The sequence below is a fragment of the Rahnella ecdela genome (genome assembly GCF_019049625.1).
GTDB lineage: Bacteria > Pseudomonadota > Gammaproteobacteria > Enterobacterales > Enterobacteriaceae > Rahnella > Rahnella ecdela.
In genome coordinates this window covers 25,196-44,920 of record NZ_JAFMOY010000115.1, presented here as the reverse complement: position 1 = coordinate 44,920, position 19,725 = coordinate 25,196, and the positions used below count along the sequence as shown (strand labels likewise).

16 protein-coding genes are annotated in these 19,725 nt (G+C 52.7%); 7 read left to right on the top strand and 9 right to left on the bottom strand.

Annotated features, from left to right (window positions below; all coding sequences use genetic code 11):
* The first annotated feature begins 40 nt into the window (after positions 1-40).
* Positions 41-928, top strand: coding sequence for a LysR family transcriptional regulator (locus tag J1784_RS06345; protein ID WP_217148484.1), 888 nt, complete (start codon positions 41-43; stop codon positions 926-928).
* Here the strand turns inward: J1784_RS06345 and yfiB are convergent.
* From yfiB to yfiR, 3 genes are read right to left on the bottom strand one after another with little or no spacing between them, the layout of a single operon-like run.
* Positions 915-1,412 carry an outer membrane lipoprotein YfiB gene (yfiB, locus tag J1784_RS06340; RefSeq protein WP_217148483.1) on the bottom strand — a complete coding sequence of 166 codons (498 nt, stop codon included), beginning with the start codon at positions 1,410-1,412 and terminating at the stop codon, positions 915-917. The genes J1784_RS06345 and yfiB overlap by 14 nt on opposite strands.
* Positions 1,413-1,427: 15 nt before the next feature.
* Complete coding sequence (gene dgcN / locus J1784_RS06335; protein WP_217148482.1) at positions 1,428-2,708, bottom strand: diguanylate cyclase DgcN/YfiN; 1,281 nt, start codon at positions 2,706-2,708, stop codon at positions 1,428-1,430.
* A 2-nt stretch (positions 2,709-2,710) separates the two neighbouring features.
* Entirely contained in the window at positions 2,711-3,298 is a 588-nt protein-coding gene (gene yfiR, locus J1784_RS06330) for a regulatory sequestration protein YfiR (protein WP_238485415.1), read from the bottom strand.
* Between the two features lie 583 nt (positions 3,299-3,881).
* Here yfiR and J1784_RS06325 point away from each other — a divergent pair.
* The 4 genes from J1784_RS06325 (at position 3,882) to J1784_RS06310 (ending at position 10,873) form a co-directional block, all read left to right on the top strand.
* Positions 3,882-5,165 carry an HAAAP family serine/threonine permease gene (locus J1784_RS06325; protein ID WP_217148481.1) on the top strand — a complete coding sequence of 428 codons (1,284 nt, stop codon included), beginning with the start codon at positions 3,882-3,884 and terminating at the stop codon, positions 5,163-5,165.
* 104 nt (positions 5,166-5,269) lie between these two features.
* Entirely contained in the window at positions 5,270-6,637 is a 1,368-nt protein-coding gene (locus J1784_RS06320; RefSeq protein ID WP_217148480.1) for an L-serine ammonia-lyase, read from the top strand.
* A gap of 225 nt (positions 6,638-6,862) precedes the next feature.
* Positions 6,863-8,515 (top strand): dihydroxyacetone kinase subunit DhaK, encoded by a 1,653-nt coding sequence (locus J1784_RS06315; protein ID WP_217148479.1) that lies wholly within the window; start codon positions 6,863-6,865, stop codon positions 8,513-8,515.
* 165 nt (positions 8,516-8,680) lie between these two features.
* Positions 8,681-10,873, top strand: a complete 2,193-nt coding sequence (locus tag J1784_RS06310) for a YgiQ family radical SAM protein (RefSeq protein WP_217148478.1) — start codon at positions 8,681-8,683, stop codon at positions 10,871-10,873.
* On the opposite strand, the gene rhaM is transcribed toward J1784_RS06310, so the two are convergent.
* The 5 genes from rhaM to rhaB all read right to left on the bottom strand — a co-directional run bounded on the left by rhaM (position 10,848) and on the right by rhaB (position 16,117).
* The gene (rhaM, locus tag J1784_RS06305) at positions 10,848-11,162 is read right to left on the bottom strand and encodes an L-rhamnose mutarotase (RefSeq protein WP_217148477.1); all 315 of its coding nucleotides are present in this window, start codon (positions 11,160-11,162) and stop codon (positions 10,848-10,850) included. The two genes, J1784_RS06310 and rhaM, sit on opposite strands and share 26 nt — an antisense overlap.
* Before the next feature lie 57 nt (positions 11,163-11,219).
* Positions 11,220-12,368, bottom strand: a complete 1,149-nt coding sequence (fucO, locus tag J1784_RS06300; protein ID WP_217148476.1) for a lactaldehyde reductase — start codon at positions 12,366-12,368, stop codon at positions 11,220-11,222.
* Between the two features lie 134 nt (positions 12,369-12,502).
* Positions 12,503-13,327: a rhamnulose-1-phosphate aldolase gene (gene rhaD / locus J1784_RS06295; protein ID WP_217148475.1), complete on the bottom strand. Its 825-nt coding sequence runs from the start codon at positions 13,325-13,327 to the stop codon at positions 12,503-12,505.
* Positions 13,328-13,379: 52 nt separating this feature from the next.
* On the bottom strand, positions 13,380-14,636 hold the full coding sequence (locus J1784_RS06290) for an L-rhamnose isomerase (RefSeq protein ID WP_217148474.1): 1,257 nt from the start codon (positions 14,634-14,636) through the stop codon (positions 13,380-13,382).
* Positions 14,633-16,117, bottom strand: a complete 1,485-nt coding sequence (gene rhaB / locus J1784_RS06285) for a rhamnulokinase (protein ID WP_217148473.1) — start codon at positions 16,115-16,117, stop codon at positions 14,633-14,635. Before rhaB ends, J1784_RS06290 begins: the two co-directional genes overlap by 4 nt.
* Positions 16,118-16,458: 341 nt before the next feature.
* On the opposite strand from rhaB, the gene rhaS reads away from it, so the two are divergent.
* Complete coding sequence (gene rhaS, locus J1784_RS06280; protein ID WP_120507976.1) at positions 16,459-17,286, top strand: HTH-type transcriptional activator RhaS; 828 nt, start codon at positions 16,459-16,461, stop codon at positions 17,284-17,286.
* An 82-nt stretch (positions 17,287-17,368) separates the two neighbouring features.
* Positions 17,369-18,241 (top strand): HTH-type transcriptional activator RhaR, encoded by an 873-nt coding sequence (rhaR, locus tag J1784_RS06275; protein WP_217148472.1) that lies wholly within the window; start codon positions 17,369-17,371, stop codon positions 18,239-18,241.
* Between the two features lie 44 nt (positions 18,242-18,285).
* On the opposite strand, the gene rhaT is transcribed toward rhaR, so the two are convergent.
* Positions 18,286-19,320 (bottom strand): L-rhamnose/proton symporter RhaT, encoded by a 1,035-nt coding sequence (gene rhaT / locus J1784_RS06270; RefSeq protein ID WP_217148471.1) that lies wholly within the window; start codon positions 19,318-19,320, stop codon positions 18,286-18,288.
* Positions 19,321-19,725: the final 405 nt, after the last annotated feature.

Below are 19,725 nucleotides of genomic sequence, written 5' to 3'. Positions count from 1 at the left end.
TTCCAATATGAGGAGGTGTTCACTTTGAGACGTTTTTGATATGGAACTTCGTCACCTGCGCTATTTTGTCGCGGTTGCAGAAACGGGCCACTTCACCCGTGCTGCCGAACAACTGGGGATCTCCCAGCCTCCTCTGAGCCAGCAAATCCAGCGGCTCGAACATGAAATCGGTACGCCTTTGCTTAAACGTCTGACCCGTGGCGTCGAGCTGACCGAAGCCGGAAAAGTGCTGTACGACGACGCGCGAACTATCATCAAACTGACCGATGCCACCCTTGAGCGCACCCGCGCTGTGGCACGCGGACTGAACGGTACGTTGCGTATTGGCTTTGCCACGTCGACGGCGTTTAATCCGCAGGTTTTTGCGCTGTTGCATCGTTTTCGGGATAAATATCCAGGCATGACTCTTGAGCCGCAGGAAAAGGATATGGCGGGGCTGATGACGGTGATGAGCGAGGGTGCGCTGGATGCGGCATTTATCCGTCTGCCGTGTGAGCGTAGTAAAGAGTTTAGTTATAAGGTGCTGGATATCGAGGAAATGAGGGTGGCGCTGCCCAAAAGCCATCCCCTCAGTCAGGGAAAAGAAGTCCGGCTGGCGGCGATGCGCCACGAGACGCTGATCACCTTTCCCCGCGATTTATCGCCGGGGCTTTATGATGCCGTGACGCAGGCCTGCGAAGAAGCGGGCTTTACGCCGCGCTACGGACAGCAATGTCCGCAAATTACTTCGGCGCTGAGTATGGTGGCGACAGGATTTGGTTACGCGCTGGTGCCGGCGTCGCTGAGTAAGATTGATGAAACCAATGTGCGGTGTCTGCCCCTGGCAGGGCAGACATTAACGACGCAAATCGCGCTGGCCTGGCGCAGAACAGATAACTGCAAGGCCGCGCTGCATCTGGTGGGATTGTTGTCGGTTAAACCACAATAATCACAGACACGCGGCGGTTCTGCGCGCGTCCTGCCTGGGTTTTATTGCTGGCAACTGGCTGGCTCTGGCCTAATCCACGGGTATGGATATTGGCGCGTGGCATACCAGCATCGGCAAAGGCGGCGGCAACGGTATTCGCACGGCGCAGCGAAAGATCGTTGTTGTAGCTGGCGTCGCCGTAATTATCAGTATGGCCGTCGAGATTGACCTTATTCAGACCAACGTGCAGAAGTTCGCCCGCCAGTTTTTCCACTGACTGCTTACTTTCGGCGGAAAGCGTGTCCTGATTATTCCCAAACAGAACTTTGGCATCCAGCCCCAGTTCCCAGCCCGCCTCGGTCTGTGAGAAGCCATTTTTTTGCAGCACGGCGATTTGTTCCGGTGTTAATCCCGCAGGTTTGCTCTGACAGGCGGCCAGCAACAGAATGCAAAGTCCCATCGCGGCGAACTGATACCAGGTTTTAAAAGTAGTGCAGGTCTTCATTGTCATTAATTCCTTTTAGTTTTTCATTGCAGCGGAAAGTGGCATTCCTGTAGAAACATGCCAGCAACTGCCAGAGATTTTTTTCGAGCGATACATGGCCTCATCGGCCTTTTCCAGAATTTCTTTTGCACTGTTTGCCTGTGAGGGCGAAAGCGCAATGCCAATACTGAGTGACACATCCAGCGTTTTGTTGTTAAGCAAAATGACCGGCGTTTTCATGATATCGACAATCCGTTCAGCGAACGCCACCGCTTCGGCGGTAGAAATCATCGGCTCAAGCAGAATGGCAAACTCATCGCCGCCCAGACGGGCCAGCACATCACCTTTGCGCAGCGTTTTCGCCAGCCGTTCACCAATCACCATCAGCACCCGGTCGCCGGCAGCGTGTCCGAGCGAATCATTGATTTCCTTAAAATTATCAATATCGATAAACAGCAACGCCAGCGAAAGCGGCGGGCGCATCGGATTGAAACATTGATTAAGGGTATCAATGAAAAACGCGCGATTATGCAGACCGGTCAGACCGTCGTGCAATGCTTTTTTCGTCAATGAGACGTTTTCATTCCTCATGTGGTTCTCCCAGGCTTCAAGCTCCGTCAGCAGGCTGTTGAAGTCCTGGCTCAGTGTGTGCAGCTCGGCAATCGGCGCGGAAGGAACGCGCAGATTAAACGAGCGGTTAGCACTGACCTCATGGGTGACATGCGTAATGTGGCCGAGAGCATCGACAATGCCTTTTTGCATCCGGCGGGAAAAATACAGCGCAACCAGCGCGGTCAGCACCAGACACCCAAGCAGGCTGAGAATCGTTTCCAGCAGAAAAACAATCAGGCTACTGCCGTTGCCCGCCAGCCAGACGGTACCGATGACTGAGCCAGAATGCACCACCGGTATCGTGACGGGTTCCGGAAACGCCACATGACCGACTATCTGGCCAAGTTTGTCCCAGTTGCTGTTGACCGGCCGCTGCCACTCGGTGAAGGTCGCCCCCGCCGGAGTCAGAATTTTTGCCTGCGCGAAATCGCCGCGTCGGGCGATAAATTCCAGCGAGTCATGTGCTGCCGCCGGGTCATTAAAGACCAGCGCGGCTTCAGTGGTGTAGCCGATGGCGCGCGCGGTCAGTTGCAGATTGCTTTCCGCGTGTGAGCGCAGGGCGATTAACGCCAGCAACGTCAGCAGAAAACCGGCGAGTCCGATCGCCGTCAAAATCACAATCACATGAATTCGGTTCAGTGCAGCGCTCAGCGTCAGGCGCTGGCCCGACTGTTCAACGTCAGGAACAGGAATTTTATTATCCATGGTCACTCCTTTTCCCTGGCAAGTTGTAATACGGCGGGATTAACCCGCACGCCGCTGCGGGACAGCGTGTCCAGATTCAGTTTGAATCCGGTATGAAATGGTGTCATCACCAGACAAAATGCGTTCAGTAATGCACAGGCATCATCCTGCTCACCGATAGTTAAAATGGCATGACCTTCCAGACGCTGATGTAAATCCGCCTGCTGCTCCGCTGTCGTGCTGCCGGAATAAATGGCGTCGCACTCTGAGATGAGCAGCGGGCTGTCGAAGGGAAGCGTCATGACTTTGAGCGGTCTTCCGGTGAATGCGCTGCCATCGGGGGTCAGTTGCGCGGCATATTTCACGGGCGGGATGATGCAAAGTGTTAATACGGAAGAAGGCGTGGCGCCCGGCCAGCGTGAGTAACTCAGAATGCCGTTCACGGTCTGCGCGACCGCCGCATCCGCCTGCGGATCGCTGTCCTGAGCAACACCCGATGTCAGCGGAGCGACCAGCAGCATCATCAGCAGGGCAACACCATACGCAGCCTTAACAAAACGGCGCAGGGATGTACTTACTGACGGGCAAAAAGTTGATCGGGCTTTTCCCATTGAGTCGCTCTGTGTTGCTTCTGGTTGAAATTATTACAGTGGCGTAAGAATAACTTTATCGGCAATAGTTCTGAAAGTGTAAGTGGAAAAATTTTCGTTCTGCAATGTGGCTCTCTTTGTGCCGTATTTTTTACACAAGGAAGAAAAACGGCACATTATGAAGGAATGCTAAAGTATTTCATTTCTTATGTGATTAATAATTGAGCGATCAGGCAAGGGAATTGAGTCTATAAATAAAACATCTTGGTGGTATTTCAACCGTTATTTAAATAATAGTCACGGGTATAACAAAATATCACAAAAAATAAATGTTACCGTAATCACTATTTGATGAATTTAAATTAGAGAAAATGTTAATAGTTTGGAATTTAAAGGAATATCAGACCGCGTTTTAGGGATATTCGTGACCATGATCTCAAAGCCACGCTGTTACCCAGATTTTTATGCTGCCAATAGGTATCATGCCCGCATTAATGGTATGTTTTATCCGTCAGGGTGGTTTTTTTGATGACGGGTGCAGTAATAAAACATCAACCATTCCTGGGGAAACGGAATTATTTTTATAATTAGGTACTGAGGAATCATGGATAATACAACAATCGGGACACTGTCTAAAAAATCGGTAAGCTCCTGGCGCAAAACAGACACCATGTGGATGTTAGGTTTATATGGAACGGCAATTGGCGCAGGTGTTCTTTTTCTTCCTATTAATGCTGGCATCGGTGGTTTAATTCCATTAATCATCATGGCGATCCTCGCGTTTCCAATGACATTCTTCGCTCACCGCGGATTAACCCGGTTTGTATTATCCGGAAAGAATGCCGGTGAAGATATTACGGAAGTCGTGGAAGAGCATTTTGGTATTTCAGCTGGTAAATTAATTACGCTGCTTTATTTTTTCGCCATCTATCCTATTCTGTTGGTTTACAGCGTGGCGATCACCAATACCGTTGAAAGCTTTATTACTCACCAGATGCATATGAATGCGCCCCCACGCGCATTGCTGTCACTGATCCTCATTCTGGGCTTAATGACGCTGGTGCATTTTGGTCAGGATATGATCGTAAAAGCGATGAGTATTCTGGTGTTCCCGTTTGTTGCAGTGCTGATGGCGCTGGCGCTGTACCTTATTCCTAACTGGAATACGTCAGTGTTTGAAAATGTCTCGCTGTCCGGCAATGGCGTGGGCCACGGCATGCTGATGACGCTGTGGCTGGTCATCCCGATGATGGTGTTCTCCTTCAACCACTCACCGATTATCTCCTCTTTTGCTGTCGCAAAACGCAAAGAGTACGGAGATGACGCTGAGAAAAAATGTTCACGTATTCTGGCATTTAGCCACATCATGATGGTTATCACTGTGATGTTCTTCGTGTTCAGTTGCGTCCTGAGCCTGTCCCCGGCAGACCTGATGGAAGCCAAATCGCAGAACGTGTCTATTCTGTCTTATTTAGCCAACCACTTCTCTAACCCGGTCATTGAATATATCGCACCGTTTATTGCCTTTATTGCGATTACTAAATCTTTCCTCGGCCATTATCTGGGCGCGCGTGAAGGTTTCAACGGTATGGTGATTAAATCCCTGCGAGGTAAAGGTAAAACTATTGCCCTGCCAACGCTGAACCGTTATACCGGCATCTTCATGTTATTAACCACCTGGTTAGTCGCGACTCTGAATCCAAGTATTCTGGGTATGATTGAAACTCTGGGCGGCCCGATTATTGCCATGCTGTTATTCCTGATGCCTATGTATGCTATTCGCAAAGTGCCGGCGATGAAAAAATACAGCGGCCATATCAGCAACGTGTTCGTGGTTATTATGGGGCTGATTGCAATGTCAGCCATCGTATTTAGCCTGATTGGTTAATTATTAACGCATTAAAATAAAGTGTAATAAAGTGAGTGGGGATATTCCTGCTCACTTTTATCCCGTGTTTTTGCCCGTCATCTTATTCACATGGAGTGTCCACCGTGATCAGCGTCTTCGATATTTTCAAAATTGGTATTGGTCCTTCCAGTTCGCATACTGTTGGCCCGATGAAAGCCGGGAAAATATTCACTGATGAACTTATCTCTTCTGGCCATATTACTGCTACCACCCGCGTAGTTGTCGATGTCTACGGATCTTTATCGTTAACGGGTAAAGGCCACCATACCGATCTGGCGATCATCATGGGGCTGGCTGGCAATATGCCGGATGATGTGGATATTGATGCGATCCCGGTGTTTATCCGCCAGGTGGAAACGACAGGGCGGCTGATGTTGGGCAAAGGCGCGAAAGAAGTGGATTTCCCGGCCGGTTCCGGCATGAATTTCCATTTTAATAATCTGCCATTGCACGAAAACGGCATGACCATCAGCGCGTTCAACGGCGATGAGCTGCTGTACACGCAAACCTACTATTCCATTGGTGGCGGCTTTATTGTCGAAGCCAGCAAATTCGGTATGCAGGACGAAAATCCGGTGGTGCGTCCGTATCCGTTCCGTTCAGCCAGTGATTTGCAAAAACACTGTACCGACACCGGCCTTTCTTTGTCGGCTCTCATGCTGCAAAACGAGCTGGCGGACCATACCCGTAACGAGATCAGCGGTCACTTTGCGGCCATCTGGAACGTGATGAGCGAAGGCATTACGCGCGGTATCCATACCGAAGGTCTGTTGCCGGGGCCGATGAAAATCAACCGTCGTGCCGCAGCGCTGCGCCGTATTCTGGTCACACAGGATAAAAATAATGTCGATCCGATGGGCGTTGTGGACTGGATCAATATGTACGCGATGGCGGTAAATGAAGAAAACGCCGCCGGGGGACGTGTGGTGACGGCACCGACCAACGGCGCATGCGGCATCATTCCGGCGGTACTGACGTATTACGATCAGTTTATCCGTCCGATCAGCCCGGATTCTTACAGCCGTTTCTTCCTGGCGTCCGGTGCGGTCGGCATTTTGTTCAAAATGAACGCCTCGATTTCCGGTGCAGAAGTCGGTTGTCAGGGTGAAGTCGGCGTGGCGTGTTCTATGGCGGCAGCCGGTCTGACTGAACTGTTGGGCGGCAGCACCGCGCAGGTGTTTATGGCCGCGGAAATTGCGATGGAACATCACCTTGGGCTGACCTGTGACCCGCTTGCGGGACAGGTTCAGGTGCCGTGCATCGAGCGAAATGCTATTTCAGCGGTGAAAGCGGTGAATGCTTCACGTATGGCGCTGCGCCGTACCAGCGAGCCGCGCGTGTGTCTCGATAAAGTTATCGAAACCATGTACGAAACCGGTAAAGACATGAACTCGAAATACCGTGAAACTTCAACCGGTGGCCTCGCGATTAAAGTGTTAGCGTGTAACTAATATCCGTCTCCTTTCAGGCTGCCTCTGCATTGGCAGCCTTCATTTACCCCAAATGGTTTAGGGTATTCCAGCGATACCTTATATGACTAAAAAGGCGGGAAATCGCCTTTCTCGTCTCCTTCCTGATTTTTGTCCTGTGCTATGTTTTCAGGTACCTGCATTACGCAGAGGTATGTTTTTGCTGCCTCACAACACCTGGAAAACAGTTAAAAGGAAAGATCCGGCATGTCTAAATTCTTTATGAATGACCGTAAGTCTCTGATTAACGATGTTATCGAAGGGGTGATCCTGACCTCTCCCTACAAAAATCTGGCAAAACTGGACATCGATCCGGCCATCCGCGTGGTGGTTCGCCGTGACTGGGATAAGAAAAAAGTTGCTCTGATTTCCGGCGGTGGCTCCGGTCACGAACCGGCTCACGTCGGTTTTGTCGGTAAAGGAATGCTCACTGCGGCGGTGTGCGGCGAAGTATTTGCCTCACCGAGCGTGGATGCAGTGCTGAATGCAATTGTGGCGGTCACTGGTAAAGCGGGTTGTCTGCTGATCGTAAAAAACTACACCGGCGACCGTCTGAATTTTGGCCTGGCTGCCGAGAAAGCCAAAGGCATGGGCTATGACGTTGAACTGGTGATGGTATCAGACGACATTTCTCTGCCGGATAATAAGCAGCCGCGCGGTATCGCGGGGACAGTGCTGGTGCATAAAATTGCCGGTTACGCCGCAGAGCAGGGGAAATCTCTCAAAGACGTCACCAAAATTGCGCAGCAGGCCATTGATGCCACCGCCAGTATTGGTGTGGCGGCCGCGGGTTGCAGTCTGCCGGGCGGCGGCGAAGATGAAGAAGAACAGCGTATCGAATCAGGCCACGTTGAGCTGGGCTTAGGGATCCACGGCGAGCCGGGCGTCTCAAGGATGAAAACCCAGAACAGTAAAAAAGTGGTGGATACGCTGGTTGAAAAGCTCCAGCAGCATGTGAAAAAAAGCGACAAGCTGGCGGTGCTGATCAATAACCTGGGCGGCGTTTCACCGCTTGAGATGAATCAGATAACCAAAGAAGTTGTGCATTCTGCGCTGGGCAGTTCGGTGCGGTACCTCATCGGGCCTGCTTCTCTGGTCAGTGCGCTGGATATGAAAGGCTTTTCGCTTTCGGTGATCGCGCTGAAGGGCGGAATTGAAGAAGCATTGCTGGCTGAAGTGGAAGCCTCCGGTTGGCATCCGCTGGTTAAACTGGAAAAACTGGCGACCAAAAAAGGGAAAGACATCAGCGATAAAAAATCCGTGAAAGCATCGTCGAATGCCGAAGTCGGCAAGATCGTCGAAACTATCACGCAGACACTTTCCGGTCTGGAAGATGAGCTGAACAAACTTGATGCCAAAGTGGGTGACGGCGATACCGGTTCGACATTTGCGACCGGTGCGCGCGACATCCAGAAGCAGAACAAAGGCAAAAAACTGCCGCTGAATAATGTGGCCGATCTGCTTGGCGTCGTCGGCGATCGTCTGGCAACTGTGATGGGCGGCTCGAGCGGTGTGCTGATGTCGATCTTCTTTACCGCCGCCGGTAAAAAAGTTGCTGAAGGCGAGAAATTACCGAAAGCACTGCTGTTTGGTCTGGAACGCATGAAGCATTACGGCGGGGCCGATCTCGGCGATCGCACGATGATCGACGCGCTTCAGCCCGCGCTGGAAGCCTTAGGTAAGAAAGATGCGCTGAGAGGGGCAGCGAAAGCCGCCACCAAAGGTGCTAAAGAAACGGCCAGCATGAAGAAAGCCAATGCCGGGCGCTCATCCTATCTGAGCAGCGACAGCCTGAAAGGGGTCAAAGATCCGGGTGCTGTCGCCGTCGAAAAAGTGTTTGAAGCGCTGGCGAAGAAATAAGCTTTACGTCAGTAAAAGGGGAGAGGCCTGCGGGAAACCGGCAGGCCTTTTTTATGTTTTCTCAAAAACTGATCTAAAACAAGTTTTGGTCATTTGTCCGCCCGCCGTGTGATCGCCGCCCGTATAATTTGCGGCCAATTATTTGCTGCCGATGAAGAACCTCTTATGCCAGTCAGCCTGATCCAACCCGATCGTACCCTGTTTTCTTACCCGCGCTACTGGGCCGAATGTTACGGCACCGCGCCGTTTTTCCCGATGAGCCGGGCGGAAATGGATGAACTGGGCTGGGACAGCTGTGATGTGATCGTGGTGACCGGCGATGCGTATGTAGATCATCCGAGTTTCGGGATGGCGATCATCGGCAGGATGCTGGAAGCGCAGGGGTTTCGCGTCGGGATCATCGCGCAGCCGGACTGGACCAACAAAGAAGATTTCATGCGGTTGGGCAAACCGAACCTGTTCTATGGCGTAACAGCCGGGAATATGGATTCGATGATCAACCGTTATACCGCCGACCGTAAACTGCGCCATGACGATGCTTATACGCCGGGCAATGTCGGCGGCAAACGTCCGGATCGCGCGACGCTGGTGTATACGCAGCGCTGCAAAGAAGCTTACAGCGATGTGCCGGTATTGCTTGGCGGTATCGAAGCCAGTTTGCGGCGTATCGCGCATTACGATTACTGGTCCGATACCGTGCGCCGTTCGGTGCTGGTGGATTCAAAAGCTGACATGCTGATTTACGGCAACGGCGAAAGGCCGCTGGTGGAAGTGGCGCACCGTCTGGCGGCGGGCGAATCCATTACGGATATTCACGACGTGCGTAACACGGCGGTGATGCGCAAAACCGCGCTGATCGGCTGGGCGGGTGTCGATTCCACGCGTCTGGATAAACCCGGTCGCATTGAGCCGATCATGAATCCGTACGGCGAAGATTTGCCGTGTTCAGAAGGCGAATTGCCTGCGCAGGATGCTCCGCAGCCGGTGACGGTGCGCGCGCCGAAGCCGAAACCGTGGGAGAAAACCTACGTTCTGCTGCCATCATTTGAAAAAGTGAAAGGCGACAAAGTGCTGTACGCCCATACCTCACGCATTCTTCATCACGAAACTAATCCTGGCTGTGCCCGCGCGCTGATGCAAAAACACGGTGACCGCTATGTGTGGATCAATCCGCCAGCGATCCCGCTCTCTACCGAAGAAATGGACGAAGTGTTTGGCCTGCCGTTCCAGCGTGTGCCGCATCCGTCTTACGGCAAAGCGACTATTCCGGCGTATGACATGATCCGTTTCTCGATCAATATCATGCGGGGCTGTTACGGCGGTTGTGCGTTCTGTTCGATCACCGAGCACGAAGGGCGGATCATTCAGAGCCGTTCGGAAGAGTCGATCGTGCGTGAAATCGAAGAGATCCGCGACAGCGTACCGGGATTCACCGGTGTGATTTCCGATCTCGGTGGCCCGACCGCCAACATGTATATGCTGCGCTGTCAGTCGCCAAAAGCGGAGCAAAGCTGCCGTCGCGCTTCCTGCGTGTATCCGGAAATTTGTACGCACATGGACACCAATCATGAGCCGACGATCAATCTTTATCGCCGTACGCGCAGCCTGAAAGGCATCAAGAAAATCCTGATCGCTTCAGGCGTGCGTTATGATCTGGCGGTTGAGGATCCGCGTTATATCAAAGAGCTGGCCGAGCATCATGTCGGCGGTTATCTGAAGATCGCGCCGGAACATACCGAAACGGGGCCGCTGTCGAAAATGATGAAACCGGGCATGGGCAGTTATTACCGGTTCAAAGAACTGTTCGACAGCTATTCCAAACAGGCCGGAAAAGAGCAGTATCTGATCCCGTATTTCATCTCCGCGCATCCGGGAACGCGCACTGAAGATATGATCAATCTGGCGCTGTGGCTGAAGAAAAATCGCTTCCGGCTGGATCAGGTGCAGAACTTCTATCCGTCGCCGCTCGCCAGTGCGACCACCATGTATTACAGCGGTAAAAATCCGCTCAGCAAGGTCGATTACAAGAGTGAAGACGTGGTGGTGCCGAAAGGGGATCGTCAGCGCCGGTTACATAAAGCGCTGCTGCGCTATCATGATCCGGCGAACTGGCCGGTGATCCGCGAGGCGCTGACTGCGATGGGGATGCGTCGTCTGATCGGGATCCGCCCTGATTGTCTGGTACCGCCGGACGGCTTTGATCCGAAGTTTGCACCGTCGCGTTCGGGGAAAGACAAACCGGCGACCACCCGTTTTACTGCGTCAAAAGCGCAAAATCCGTCTGCCGGAAAAGGAAAGCCTGCCGCGCAGGGAAAAGGCGGGCAGCAGCGGGTTAATCGAGGTAAAAGACCGGTTTAAGTTCACTGCTCACCGGGCTGTTATGGGCATTGGCAGGCATCACGTCTGCCATATGTTTCCACCATTGCTGGCAGATATCCGTTTTTGCCACCGCATTCCATCTTTCTTCCGATTCGATCTCCACATATGCGAACAGCAGATTACGTTTTTCATCCAGAAAAATGCTGTAGTGGTGCGCACCATGAGCTTTCAGGGTTTCTTCCAGTTCTGGCCAGATGGGAGTATGGCGGCGCTGATATTCCGCGTGCGCATCGGGATTAACCTGCATAACGAAGGATTTACGGATCATATTTGCTCTCCAGGTTGGGTTTGCTCCCTCCCCGGCGAAGGGGAGGGAGTAAAGAAACTACATCGCTTTCAGATACAACTCGCGCACTTCTTCACGCGTTGCGGTGCGCGGATTACATGGCGCACACGGGTCAGCCAGTGCTTTATCCAGCCAGCCTTCAATATCGGCTTCTTTAATCCCCAATTCTTTGAAACCCGAAGGGATCCCCACGCGTGTGGATAATTTACGGATAGCGTCAATCGCTGCCATGCTGGCCTGCGTTTCGCTGATGCTTTGTGTATGCACGCCCATTGCGCGGGCGATATCGGCAAAACGATGAGGAGCAGATGAACGATTAAACTCTTCGACGACCGGCAACAGAATCGCATTACAAACGCCGTGCGGCAGGTTGTGCGTTGCACCCGGCTGATGCGCCAGTGCATGAACCAGTCCCAGACCGGCGCTGTTAAACGCCATGCCTGCCAGATATTGTCCCTGTGCCATTTTCTCGCGTGCTTCCAGATTATCACCGTGATCTACCGCTTTTGGCAGCCACTGAGTGATCATGGAAATCGCGGCCAGCGCGGTCGGATCAGTCAGCGGATGCGCGCCGACAGAAACATAGGCTTCAATCGCGTGCGTCAGAGCATCCATGCCTGTTGCAGCGGTAATGTCTGCCGGGATCTTCAGCATAATCGTCGGATCGTCGACGGCAATATCCGGGATCAGATTGGCATCAATGATCACTTCTTTCACATGACGCTGGCTGTCGATGATCACCGCATTGCTGGTGAGTTCAGCGGCGGTACCCGCGGTGGTGTTGATCGCCACCAGAAATACGCCCGGCTTAGTGACTTTTCCGACACCGGAGTACTTCGTTGCGGGTCCCGGATTGGCGGTCAGAATTTTGATGCCTTTGGCGGTATCAATCGGGCTGCCGCCACCGAAAGCGATCAGGTAATCGCAATGATTTTCCTGATACAGACGAAAACCTTCATCGACATGGGCTGAGGTTGGATTGGGCACCACACCGCCGTAAAGAGCGTAGGGTAATCCGGCTTGTTTGAGTGCCGAGAATAATCCATCGAGCAGGCCAAGTTCGACTAACCGACCGTCGGTGACGATAAGTGCTTTGCCGTGCTGATGGGTTGCCAGCATCGCGACCATATCTTCGATAGCGCCCTGGCCGTGAAGGCTTATTTTAGGTAAGGCCAACATAAAGCTCATAAAAAATCCCTCTTATATTTAATAAAATCAAATAACTATATCGCGCTTCTCCTGATCTTCGTCACTCCCTGCTACCGGGAACGGTCCCTGTTCCCGGTGCAAGGTTTTTAATGTTATGGAGCAGTTGTCGCGTATCAGGCTTTCAGTGCTGCCTCGAAAGGCGTGACTTCAAAACGTTTGCCGAGGGCAATCAGTTCGTCGGTCTGGATGGTTTGTTTCATGCCACCCATTGAAATGACTTTGACCAAGATCTCTGCCGATTTTTCTGCGGTGTCGATCAGGCCGAAGGCGTCATCCAGCGTCGGGCCGCACCCGAAGATACCGTGGAAAGCCCACAGCACCAGGCTGTGATGCTGCATCTGATCGGAAGTGGCGGCGCCGATGCCGTCGGTGCCCGGCACCATCCACGGCACAATGCCCACGCCGTCAGGGAAGACCACCAAACACTCGGTGCTGCATTCCCATAGCTTGCGGGTGATTTTGGCGCTATCGAGTTCCAGCACGTAGGTCAGCGCAATCAGATTAGTGGCGTGGCAATGCATGATCACGCGATCCTGACCGTGAGTGACGCGTTTGCGTACGGCATGTGATTGCAGATGCGATGCCAGTTCTGACGTCGGAAGGCCGCCTGCGGTCAGGCCCCACAGAATTTTGTAGCTGGCGCCTTTGTCGTCGAGCTGGATAACGGTCAGCGCTTCGGACGGTGCCAGTTGCACGTTACGGAAGAATTTACCGGAACCGGTCACGATGAAGTATTGGTTGGCCAGATCCGGCGCGTGCTGAGTCAGTTCGACCTGACGCGGTTGGGCGTAGAAATCATTTTTATAGGGCGCCACGTCTTCGGGTAACAGACGCATACTGACGTTGCCGCCGTTGCGCTCATCCCAGCCTTTCAGCCACATATCAGTGGTCGCTTTAACCATGCCCTGCACAAACCACGAACTAAATAATGTTTTCATCGTTTCTTTCCTGCGAATTTTGAGAATGTGATTCTGTAGCGATTAGCGCTGATTAACGTTTGGTCAGCACGCTGGTTTCGTAATGGCGCACGGTATCAAGCCACTGGCCGCCGACCGGTACGTCGTGGCGCTGGCAATACATGTCCCACACGGCCTGCCACGGCAGGGATTTCTGTTCTTCCAGCAGTGCCAGACGCGCGGTGTAATCACCTTCGACTTCCAGCTTTTTCAGCAAGTCAGTCGGTTCCAGCAGGGCTTTAAGCAGGGCTTTTTTCATATTGCGTGTACCGATCACCCACGCGGCGATGCGGTTGATCGAGGCATCAAAGAAATCCAGCCCGATATGCACGCGGTCAAAGAGGTTATGGCGGACAATTTCGCTGGCGATGGCTTGCGTTTCATCGTCCAGAAGGACTACGTGATCGCTGTCCCAGCGTACCGGACGGCTGACGTGCAGCAGCAGGCGTGGCACATACAGCATGGCGGCAGAGATTTTGTCGGAAATGACTTCAGTCGGGTGGAAGTGGCCGGCATCCAGACACAGCGCGGTGCCACGGCTGGCGGCGTAACCCAGATAGAATTCGTTGGAGCCGACGGTGTAGCTTTCCGAGCCGATGCCGAACAGTTTGCTTTCGACGGCGTCAATGTGTTCGCTCAGGTCAAACTTCTCAGAAATCACTTCATCCAGCGCACTCATCAGGCGTTCACGCGGAGCCAGGCGATCGACGGTGATGTCTTTCATGCCGTCCGGCACCCAGATGTTCATGACGGATGGTGTGCCCAGTGCGCGACCAAATGAGGCGGAGACGCGGCGGCTGGCCTGACAGTGTTCAATCCAGAACTGACGGACTTCCGGATTAGCGCTGGAAAGAGTAAAGCCGTCGGCACTCATCGGGTGTGAGAAGCAGGAAGGGTTGAAATCCAGTCCCAGTTTGTTTTTCTTCGCCCAGTCGACCCAGCCAGTGAAATGCTTAGGTTCGATTTCATTACGCGGAACCGGTGTATCGGATTCCAGATAAATAGCATGCAGGTTCAGACGGTTAGGACCCGGAATCATCGAAATGGCCAGTTCCAGGTCGGCACGCAGTTGCTGTGCGTTTCGCGCTTTGCCGGGATAATTACCGGTTGCCTGAATACCACCGGTCAGACCGCCTTCCGGATTTTCAAAGCCCGCGACGTCATCCCCCTGCCAGCAATGAATGGAAACAGGCAGGGTATCGAGTTGTTTGATTGCGGCTTCGGCATCAATGCCCAGCTGTGCAAAGCGTTCTTTGGCAAGCGTCCATGCGTGGTCGATAGATGAAGTCATACTGCGAGCTCCTCATTGGCGTGACATAGCGCCTGAAAACGGCGCCAGTGAATAGCGAAATCCTCGTGGTTACGGGGAATGTAATGGCGTTGCTCGAAGTTCGTGGCGACGATGCGACGGAATTCGGCGGTATCTTTTACGGCGTTCAGCGCCATCAGCTGGCAACCGATATTGCCGAGCGTTGAGGCCTCAACCGGACCCGCGCTGACGTTGACCTGGCAGACATCTGCGCAAAGCTGGTTCAGGAACTGGTTCTGGCTGCCGCCGCCGACGATGTGAATGTCTTCCAGTGGAGTGCCTTGTAAATCAGCCAGTTGCAGGGCGATTTTGCGATAAAGCATCGCGAGACTGTCGAAAATGCAACGTGCCAGTTCGGCGGCCGATTCAGGCACAGGCCCGCCAGCCTGCTGACAGGCTTCACGAATGGCATCCACCATTGAAACCGGATTGATAAAGCGGTCTTCGTTCGGGTTAATCAGATAGGTAAATGGCTCAATATTTTTAGCCAGCGTTATTAATGACGGCAGGTTCTGAATATTCAGCTCGCGGCACACTCGCTGGAAAAGCCACATCCCCATGATATTTCGCAGGACACGATAGCTGCCGTTGATGCCGCCTTCATTGGTGATGTTGTCGTGTAAGGCTTGTGCGTGATTAAAGGCTTTCGGGCTTTCGATGCCCATTAAAGACCAGGTGCCGGAACTGAGATAGGCGCTGTTCGGGCCGGTTAGCGGAGCAGCGACAACTGCGCTGGCGGTGTCATGTGTGGCGACGCTGAAGACAGGCACGCTGCGACCACGCGGGCTTTGCCACAATCCGGGTGAATTGCCGGGTTGTGTCGGCTTTTGCAGCCAGCGGCGGGGAACGCCAGCCAGTTTCAACAGATCCTCATCCCAGTCCGCCGTCGTGATATTGAGCATTTGCGTGGTACTGGCGTTGGTGTATTCCCAGTTCAGTTTTCCGGTCAGGCGATACATGAAATAGTCCGGGATCATCAGCAGATGTGCAGCCTGACTGACGATTTCCGGGTGCTGTTCACTCAGCGCCCGTAACTGATAAAGCGTATTAAATGGCATAAACTGAATGCCGGTTTTCTGATAGAGATCCTCGCGACCAAACTCCTGTTCCATCCGCGCCATCACGCCTTCAGTGCGGTTGTCGCGATAGGCCACCGGTAAACCCACCCGCTGACCCTTTTCATCGAGCAGCACGTAATCCACGCCCCAGGTATCAATACCGATACCATCGAGCGGAATACCGGAAGCATCAAGACGGTTCAGCCCTTCGAGAATGTGCTGCTCCAGCGCATCCAGATCCCAGGTGTCATGACCGTCAATCCGGGTCAGATTATTAGAAAAACGGTGGATTTCTTTCAGCGTCAGTGTCGCTTCCGGTTGCGAGTCCTGGCGGGTAAACGTCGCCAGCATCACCCGGCCGCTGGAAGCGCCGAGGTCAATAGCGGCAAGATGGTGAGTTCTCATAGCGGCCATTCCTTGTTGAATATGCGGCCAGTGTAGGGGAGGCGTTGCGGGGGCACCTTCCGGTGATTGCCACCGGTTTTGGCGGGATGGCAGCATTAAAAAGGTAGATGCGAGGCAGATCACAGATCGGCTCAAAGCTGGCGTGAACGAATTTTGCAACGCAGAGGTAACGGGGCATAAGTGACTGTGATCTTTGCCGCAGTTCCGAATCATGAGGGCGGCAATCTTGAAAAAATGACCGTTTATGACGTTTTTCACGTTGTGGTTTGAAGGTAAGAACGCCGGGCACAGGGTAGGGTTGTTTCCTGAAGTAGGATGATTTTTTGAACCGGAGGCGATACATGACGTTACTGAAGGGTGATGATTATTTTGCGGCACCTGAGCTGACTGTGACGGTTGAGCGGCGTCTTCCGCAAGATGTATTCCCGGAGCATTACCATGATTTTCACGAGATTATGCTGGTGGAAAGCGGATCAGGGGTTCATATCTTTAATGACAATCCTTACACGCTGACGGCGGGGACCGTTTGTTTTGTCCGCGCCAGCGATCACCATTTGTTTGAAAATGTGGATAATTTGCGCCTGACAAATGTGTTGTTCCGGTCGCCTAAGGCATTCAGGTTTATTCAGGACGTCGGCCATTTTTTGCCGCAGGAACATCACTATCAGTCGCAGATCCACTGGCAGCTCAGTCCCTGCGTCATGCAGCAGGTTCTGAACTGCATCACGCAACTCGAAGCCTTGCCGGCCAGTGTGGAAATGGAGCATATCGCCACGCGCGAAAGTTTGTTTTTACAACTGCTGATCCTGCTCTATCAGGATTGTTTCCAGCCACAATTGCGAGATACCTCGGAAAACCGGGTCAATCAACTTTTGCAATGGCTCCAGTCACATTACAGTGAGGATGTTAACTGGACCGAAGCCGCAGAACGTTTTTCGCTGGCGCTGCGAACGCTGCACCGGCAGATGAAGCATTACACCGGCATGACGCCGCAGCGTTATCTCAATCGCCTGCGTTTGCTCGAGGCGCGCCGCCGTTTACATCACAGCGATCAAAGTATCACCGATATCGCTTACGCCTGTGGATTCAGTGACAGTAACCACTTCTCGACGCAGTTCCGTCGGGAATTTTCGGTGTCGCCAAAACTCATGCGTGACCAGTTACGTTAAGCGGCACCTCTCGCGGTTTCGGATTTTTCCTGCCTGAACCGCCTCGTTTATTTTGTCGTCAAACGGGTATGAGATTGCCGCTATGTCGCTGAGACTTTTTAAAAATGACTTCTTTCTGACAAGTATGAATTCGGTTGTGGTGGCTGAGCGCCATCCGCAGGCGGATTTCCCCAGTCACGATCATGATTTTGACGAGCTGGTGATTGTCTGGCGCGGCAACGGTCTGCACATCTGGAACGACATCCCTTATCCCATTACCTGCGGCGACCTGTTTTACATTAATTCGCGGGATCGCCACAGTTACGAATCGGTCAACGAACTGGCGCTGGATAACATACTGTTTTGTCGTGAGCGTATCGGGCTGATGGCCGACTGGTCACAATTACTGCCGGGGGACGATGTCAGCCAGGAGCAGCGATACTGGCGGCTGAGTACGCTCGGGATGTCGGTTTTGCGCGATAAAGTCGATGAGCTGGCAAAAGAGTGCATGAAGTCGGAGCCGCTTTCCGTGCAACTAAGTGAAGCATTGCTGATGCAGCTGGCGCTGTTATTACTGCGTTTTCGCCAGCGGCCTGACAGCGGGGCGTTACCCGATGCTCATCAGCTGGATTTATTGCTGATGGCGCTGCGGGCAAATATCGCTGAACCTTTCCATCTGGAGACTTTTTGCCAGAAACATGAGCTGAATCCCCGTGCTTTGCGCTCGTTGTTCAAGCAGCATACCGGCATGAATGTGAGCCATTATTTACGACAGCTCAGGCTGTGCCGGGCAATGAGTTTGTTGCGCTATGGCAGCATGACGATCAGTGATGTGGCGGCAGAATGCGGCTTTGATGACAGTAACTATTTCTCTGTGGTCTTCAGTCGCGCCTGCGGCGTATCGCCGCGTGATTACCGGCAGCGTTTTATCGGGCTGGGCGGGAAAACATCGTTGTCACTGATGACGGCAGAATAATTTCTGCCGTCTTTTAAGAACTGTCCTTTAGAGCGTCTGACGCATTACAGCGCCATTCCCAGACCGACGATATTGGCCGCCAGAATGATGACAAGACCGCCAATGATCAGGATCCTGACCGGCTTTTTGCCGACGCCGGTCCATTCTTTCAATATCAGCCCGACAATCCCGCCGCACAACACGTAGAAGCTCATATGCAGCATCCAGCTCATGTAGTCATATTCGATCGGAATGCTGGCGTGACCCCAGGCGTAGAAGAAGAATTGCAGATACCACATCACGCCGGCAATTATCGAGAACATGATATTGGTGAGCAGCAGAGATTTCGTAACCGACATATCTGCCCTGAGCGAGATGCTTTTACGCGTGGCGAGGCGGATAAAACAGAAGCCGAGATTGACGATGGCACCGCCGCCCATGATAACCACATAACTTGGCAGCGCGACGTACAGCGGGTCGATACCTAATGCCCGCGCAGCCTCATGCATCGGTACTGCGGCGCTCATGGCGAAAGACATCCCTGCGGAGAAAATACCGCACATGACGGCCAGGATAAGCCCTTTTTTCAGATTGAATTCTTCTGCTTTAATACCGAGCGCTTTCTCTTTCAGGTAACCGGCGTAGCTGACCACCCCGACACCTATTACGGCGACAAATACACCGAGCAGCGTCAGCTGGCCACCGGTAGTGCCGAACAGCATGTCGATTTTCCCTTGCAGGATGGGCGTCATCAGCGTGCCTATGATCAGGGTGATGCCGATGGCAATCCCTATCCCCAAAGACATCCCGAGGTAGCGCATGGTCAGGCCGTAATTGATGTTACCGATGCCCCACATTGCGCCGAACAGGAAAATGGGAAGAAGCGTCGCAAAACTGAATGAACCGTAATATGCCCAGAAATTAGGCAGTAAAATGTAGCTTACGGCCCAGGGAAGAATAATCCACGAGAAGAAGCCGCCCAGCGACCACATGGTTTCCCATGACCATTTTTTGACTTGTTTGAAAGGTGCATAGAAGCAAGCTGCGCTGGCCGCTCCTATCAGATGCCAGATAATCCCTAAAACTATCGAACTGTTCATACACCGGACCTTTTATGTAGAGAAACGTACTGGTGAAGAGATAAGTAAAAAAGCCGCGCCTTGCTGATCCGTCAGAAGTCAGGGCTGCGGCTGGGCGTTAGTGTAAGAAGTGTCCGGCAGAGCAACCTTCCGGTCAGTGCCACGTGAAAATAAGCGCTGGCACTCGCCGAAAGGTCTGGGTGAGTCAGTTCACAAATTAAGAAATGGAAAGAATAATCACGTTAAAACAAGAGAGTAGCGTTTTTTTCTGGCGCAGGGAATGAGCGAAGTAAGTGCAGCAGATTGGCGGGTTACGACATTTAAAATAATGTTTAGGATTATCTTTATTGTTGGTTATTAAGGTGGGCTTGTACGGTGGAGATAGCTTATTTAAGCAGATGGGTGAAATCGAAAGTAACAGTGTTC

What these genes read in the sequence shown, in the direction of transcription:
- rhaR (WP_217148472.1), top strand. Translation starts at nt 17,369, where the DNA reads ATGTCGCTGAGACTTTTTAAAAATGACTTCTTTCTGACAAGTATGAAT.
- fucO (WP_217148476.1), bottom strand. Translation starts at nt 12,368, where the DNA reads ATGAGCTTTATGTTGGCCTTACCTAAAATAAGCCTTCACGGCCAGGGC.
- J1784_RS06310 (WP_217148478.1), top strand. Translation starts at nt 8,681, where the DNA reads ATGCCAGTCAGCCTGATCCAACCCGATCGTACCCTGTTTTCTTACCCG.
- rhaM (WP_217148477.1), bottom strand. Translation starts at nt 11,162, where the DNA reads ATGATCCGTAAATCCTTCGTTATGCAGGTTAATCCCGATGCGCACGCG.
- rhaS (WP_120507976.1), top strand. Translation starts at nt 16,459, where the DNA reads ATGACGTTACTGAAGGGTGATGATTATTTTGCGGCACCTGAGCTGACT.
- dgcN (WP_217148482.1), bottom strand. Translation starts at nt 2,708, where the DNA reads ATGGATAATAAAATTCCTGTTCCTGACGTTGAACAGTCGGGCCAGCGC.
- J1784_RS06290 (WP_217148474.1), bottom strand. Translation starts at nt 14,636, where the DNA reads ATGACTTCATCTATCGACCACGCATGGACGCTTGCCAAAGAACGCTTT.
- J1784_RS06345 (WP_217148484.1), top strand. Translation starts at nt 41, where the DNA reads ATGGAACTTCGTCACCTGCGCTATTTTGTCGCGGTTGCAGAAACGGGC.
- J1784_RS06325 (WP_217148481.1), top strand. Translation starts at nt 3,882, where the DNA reads ATGGATAATACAACAATCGGGACACTGTCTAAAAAATCGGTAAGCTCC.
- J1784_RS06315 (WP_217148479.1), top strand. Translation starts at nt 6,863, where the DNA reads ATGTCTAAATTCTTTATGAATGACCGTAAGTCTCTGATTAACGATGTT.
- rhaB (WP_217148473.1), bottom strand. Translation starts at nt 16,117, where the DNA reads ATGAGAACTCACCATCTTGCCGCTATTGACCTCGGCGCTTCCAGCGGC.
- rhaD (WP_217148475.1), bottom strand. Translation starts at nt 13,327, where the DNA reads ATGAAAACATTATTTAGTTCGTGGTTTGTGCAGGGCATGGTTAAAGCG.
- rhaT (WP_217148471.1), bottom strand. Translation starts at nt 19,320, where the DNA reads ATGAACAGTTCGATAGTTTTAGGGATTATCTGGCATCTGATAGGAGCG.
- yfiB (WP_217148483.1), bottom strand. Translation starts at nt 1,412, where the DNA reads ATGAAGACCTGCACTACTTTTAAAACCTGGTATCAGTTCGCCGCGATG.
- yfiR (WP_238485415.1), bottom strand. Translation starts at nt 3,298, where the DNA reads ATGGGAAAAGCCCGATCAACTTTTTGCCCGTCAGTAAGTACATCCCTG.